Below are 3,840 nucleotides of genomic sequence, written 5' to 3'. Positions count from 1 at the left end.
AGTAGAGTCGAGGAGAGGCGCGGTGATGCGCTTGTCGCGCGTTCCGTTTCCTCTCCCCGCTCATCAAACCGGACGTGCGGTTTTCCCGCATCCGGCTTTCCGACAGGTTTCGTCACAAGGCTCACGTCGGCGACACTTTGCGCACGCGGTTCAGCACAAGTACGCCAGGATTCCCATAGATCTGATCAGAGAACCGTCTGACGCCACGTCCTGGCGTCTTATGTCGTCTGCGCAGAAAGGCGAGCACGCGGTCAAAGACGTGTCGATCAACGGCCTGATGAGCCGTAGCAAGCGAGCCATAGCTGAAGTAAGCGGACCAGCCGCGCAGAAGGCGGTTCAGTCGTGCTTGTACTTCGGGCCAAGCGCCCTTGTTGCCCGGCGTCAGCAGTTCGCTGACCTTCCTCTTGATCCGCAGCACGCTTTTCTTCGACGGAGCCGCGCCAAGATACCACCGCCCCCCATTGCGGAAGTGGCGGGGTCCGAGCGTGTACCCAAGGAAGTCAAAGCTTTCCAATCGGGCATTCTTCACCGAGGTTTTAGTCTCGTTGAGTGTCAGCCCAAGCTTGGTCATCACCGCTTTCGTCCACGTCAATGCGTCTTCCGCGTGGCCGCGGCTGAGAATGACGAAGTCGTCGGCATAGGAGATAATCTGGCCATGGAATGCTTCACGCCGACCGCTGAGACGCCAATGCTTCAGGAACCGGTTCATGTAGATGACGGAGAGCAGCGGACTGATGACACCGCCCTGTGGCGTGCCACACTTGTTGCTCTTACCGCCGCTCATGCGCCGTTTCCCGTTGCTATCCCGCTCCTCGACCGGTACTCGCAGCCATAACTTAATCAGCCGCAGCACATTCCGGTCGACGATGCGTCGGGCCACCGATTTGAGGAGGTCCGAGTGCGGTATCGTGTCGAAGTATTTCGACAAATCGGCGTCAACAACATCTGTGTAGCCCCGGCACATAAGCCGGTGCACTTCCTTGACGGCATCGACCGCGTTGCGGCGCGGGCGATATCCATAAGCTCCGTCCTCAAAATCCGCCTCGAAGATCGGTTCCAGCACGATCTTTGCAGCAGCTTGGACGACCCGGTCCCGGATTGTTGGGATACCGAGCGGACGTTCGCCGCCGCCGGGCTTCGGGATCATCACCCGCCGCACCGGATCGGGCCGATAGGTCTTCGTGACGAGTTCATCGCGCAGGCCAGCCAACCATGCTTCGAGTCCCGACGCGTCGATCTGTTCGAAAGTTATTCCGTCCACTCCCGGCGCACCCGCGTTGGCGCGGGCCAGCTTGTAGGCATGGCTCAGAATGTCCTCGCGGCAGATCTTGTCGTACAGCACGTAGAAGCGGAAGGCAGGCTCCGCCTTCGCTTTGCAATAAAGCTTTCTCTGAAGGCTCCTGATCTTATCGGGCGTTTCAAGGCTCATCGCCAATCTACCCTTTCCCTCGCCATCTTCAAAAGCGCACCTGAAGTCAGGGTCCTTTCCTCCGCCGGAATTACCCGGTTTCATCGGTACCTTTGACCCTGTCCGACTCCCGTCCGGTCCATCGACTGCTCAATGCTGAAGGCGCGACCTTCGACCAAGACGGGTCTCCCCCGATTACCCGTACTACCTTTCCAACGTGCCGTGCCCATTACCCCGGTGAACCAGACAGGTGCGTGCGTCGATTGCTTCCCTGTCCGCACGGCCTTCCCCGCCATACGATCGGGTCGGCATTCACATCGTAACTTTCGAGGCGTGCTCAGGCTTCACTCACGTTACGGCCCGCTGGATTGCTCGGCCGCCTAAAGCGACCTTTGTCACGAGGCTTCGATCCGTCCGATTGCTCGTCCAAACCGCTCGTCAGCTACCAGATCAATCGACAACTCTCTGGGTGGATCCTTCCTCCACTGGTAATACGCGCCGTCGGGGCGCACGTAGAGTCGAGGAGAGGCGCGGTGATGCGCTTGTCGCGCGTTCCGTTTCCTCTCCCCGCTCATCAAACCGGACGTGCGGTTTTCCCGCATCCGGCTTTCCGACAGGTTTCGTCACAAGGCTCACGTCGGCGACACTTTGCGCACGCGGTTCAGCACAAGTACGCCAGGATTCCCATAGATCTGATCAGAGAACCGTCTGACGCCACGTCCTGGCGTCTTATGTCGTCTGCGCAGAAAGGCGAGCACGCGGTCAAAGACGTGTCGATCAACGGCCTGATGAGCCGTAGCAAGCGAGCCATAGCTGAAGTAAGCGGACCAGCCGCGCAGAAGGCGGTTCAGTCGTGCTTGTACTTCGGGCCAAGCGCCCTTGTTGCCCGGCGTCAGCAGTTCGCTGACCTTCCTCTTGATCCGCAGCACGCTTTTCTTCGACGGAGCCGCGCCAAGATACCACCGCCCCCCATTGCGGAAGTGGCGGGGTCCGAGCGTGTACCCAAGGAAGTCAAAGCTTTCCAATCGGGCATTCTTCACCGAGGTTTTAGTCTCGTTGAGTGTCAGCCCAAGCTTGGTCATCACCGCTTTCGTCCACGTCAATGCGTCTTCCGCGTGGCCGCGGCTGAGAATGACGAAGTCGTCGGCATAGGAGATAATCTGGCCATGGAATGCTTCACGCCGACCGCTGAGACGCCAATGCTTCAGGAACCGGTTCATGTAGATGACGGAGAGCAGCGGACTGATGACACCGCCCTGTGGCGTGCCACACTTGTTGCTCTTACCGCCGCTCATGCGCCGTTTCCCGTTGCTATCCCGCTCCTCGACCGGTACTCGCAGCCATAACTTAATCAGCCGCAGCACATTCCGGTCGACGATGCGTCGGGCCACCGATTTGAGGAGGTCCGAGTGCGGTATCGTGTCGAAGTATTTCGACAAATCGGCGTCAACAACATCTGTGTAGCCCCGGCACATAAGCCGGTGCACTTCCTTGACGGCATCGACCGCGTTGCGGCGCGGGCGATATCCATAAGCTCCGTCCTCAAAATCCGCCTCGAAGATCGGTTCCAGCACGATCTTTGCAGCAGCTTGGACGACCCGGTCCCGGATTGTTGGGATACCGAGCGGACGTTCGCCGCCGCCGGGCTTCGGGATCATCACCCGCCGCACCGGATCGGGCCGATAGGTCTTCGTGACGAGTTCATCGCGCAGGCCAGCCAACCATGCTTCGAGTCCCGACGCGTCGATCTGTTCGAAAGTTATTCCGTCCACTCCCGGCGCACCCGCGTTGGCGCGGGCCAGCTTGTAGGCATGGCTCAGAATGTCCTCGCGGCAGATCTTGTCGTACAGCACGTAGAAGCGGAAGGCAGGCTCCGCCTTCGCTTTGCAATAAAGCTTTCTCTGAAGGCTCCTGATCTTATCGGGCGTTTCAAGGCTCATCGCCAATCTACCCTTTCCCTCGCCATCTTCAAAAGCGCACCTGAAGTCAGGGTCCTTTCCTCCGCCGGAATTACCCGGTTTCATCGGTACCTTTGACCCTGTCCGACTCCCGTCCGGTCCATCGACTGCTCAATGCTGAAGGCGCGACCTTCGACCAAGACGGGTCTCCCCCGATTACCCGTACTACCTTTCCAACGTGCCGTGCCCATTACCCCGGTGAACCAGACAGGTGCGTGCGTCGATTGCTTCCCTGTCCGCACGGCCTTCCCCGCCATACGATCGGGTCGGCATTCACATCGTAACTTTCGAGGCGTGCTCAGGCTTCACTCACGTTACGGCCCGCTGGATTGCTCGGCCGCCTAAAGCGACCTTTGTCACGAGGCTTCGATCCGTCCGATTGCTCGTCCAAACCGCTCGTCAGCTACCAGATCAATCGACAACTCTCTGGGTGGATCCTTCCTCCACTGGTAATACGCGCCGTCGGGGCGCACC

General features: G+C 59.5%; 2 protein-coding genes. Both read right to left on the bottom strand.

Annotation, left to right across the window (positions count from 1 at the left end):
• Positions 1-121: 121 nt before the first annotated feature.
• Positions 122-1,429 (bottom strand): group II intron reverse transcriptase/maturase, encoded by a 1,308-nt coding sequence (gene ltrA / locus AC5ZFO_RS47420; protein WP_496124189.1) that lies wholly within the window; start codon positions 1,427-1,429, stop codon positions 122-124.
• Positions 1,430-2,040: 611 nt separating this feature from the next.
• A complete protein-coding gene (ltrA, locus tag AC5ZFO_RS47415) occupies positions 2,041-3,348 on the bottom strand; it encodes a group II intron reverse transcriptase/maturase (protein ID WP_496124189.1) in 1,308 nt (435 codons plus the stop codon).
• Positions 3,349-3,840: the final 492 nt, after the last annotated feature.

Source organism: Bradyrhizobium sp. Unk1, assembly GCF_059512345.1.
This window is presented reverse-complemented; position numbering and strand designations above follow the sequence as displayed.

Excerpts from the sequence above, each read along its gene's own strand:
- ltrA (WP_496124189.1), bottom strand. The coding sequence starts at position 1,429 with ATGAGCCTTGAAACGCCCGATAAGATCAGGAGCCTTCAGAGAAAGCTT.
- ltrA (WP_496124189.1), bottom strand. The coding sequence starts at position 3,348 with ATGAGCCTTGAAACGCCCGATAAGATCAGGAGCCTTCAGAGAAAGCTT.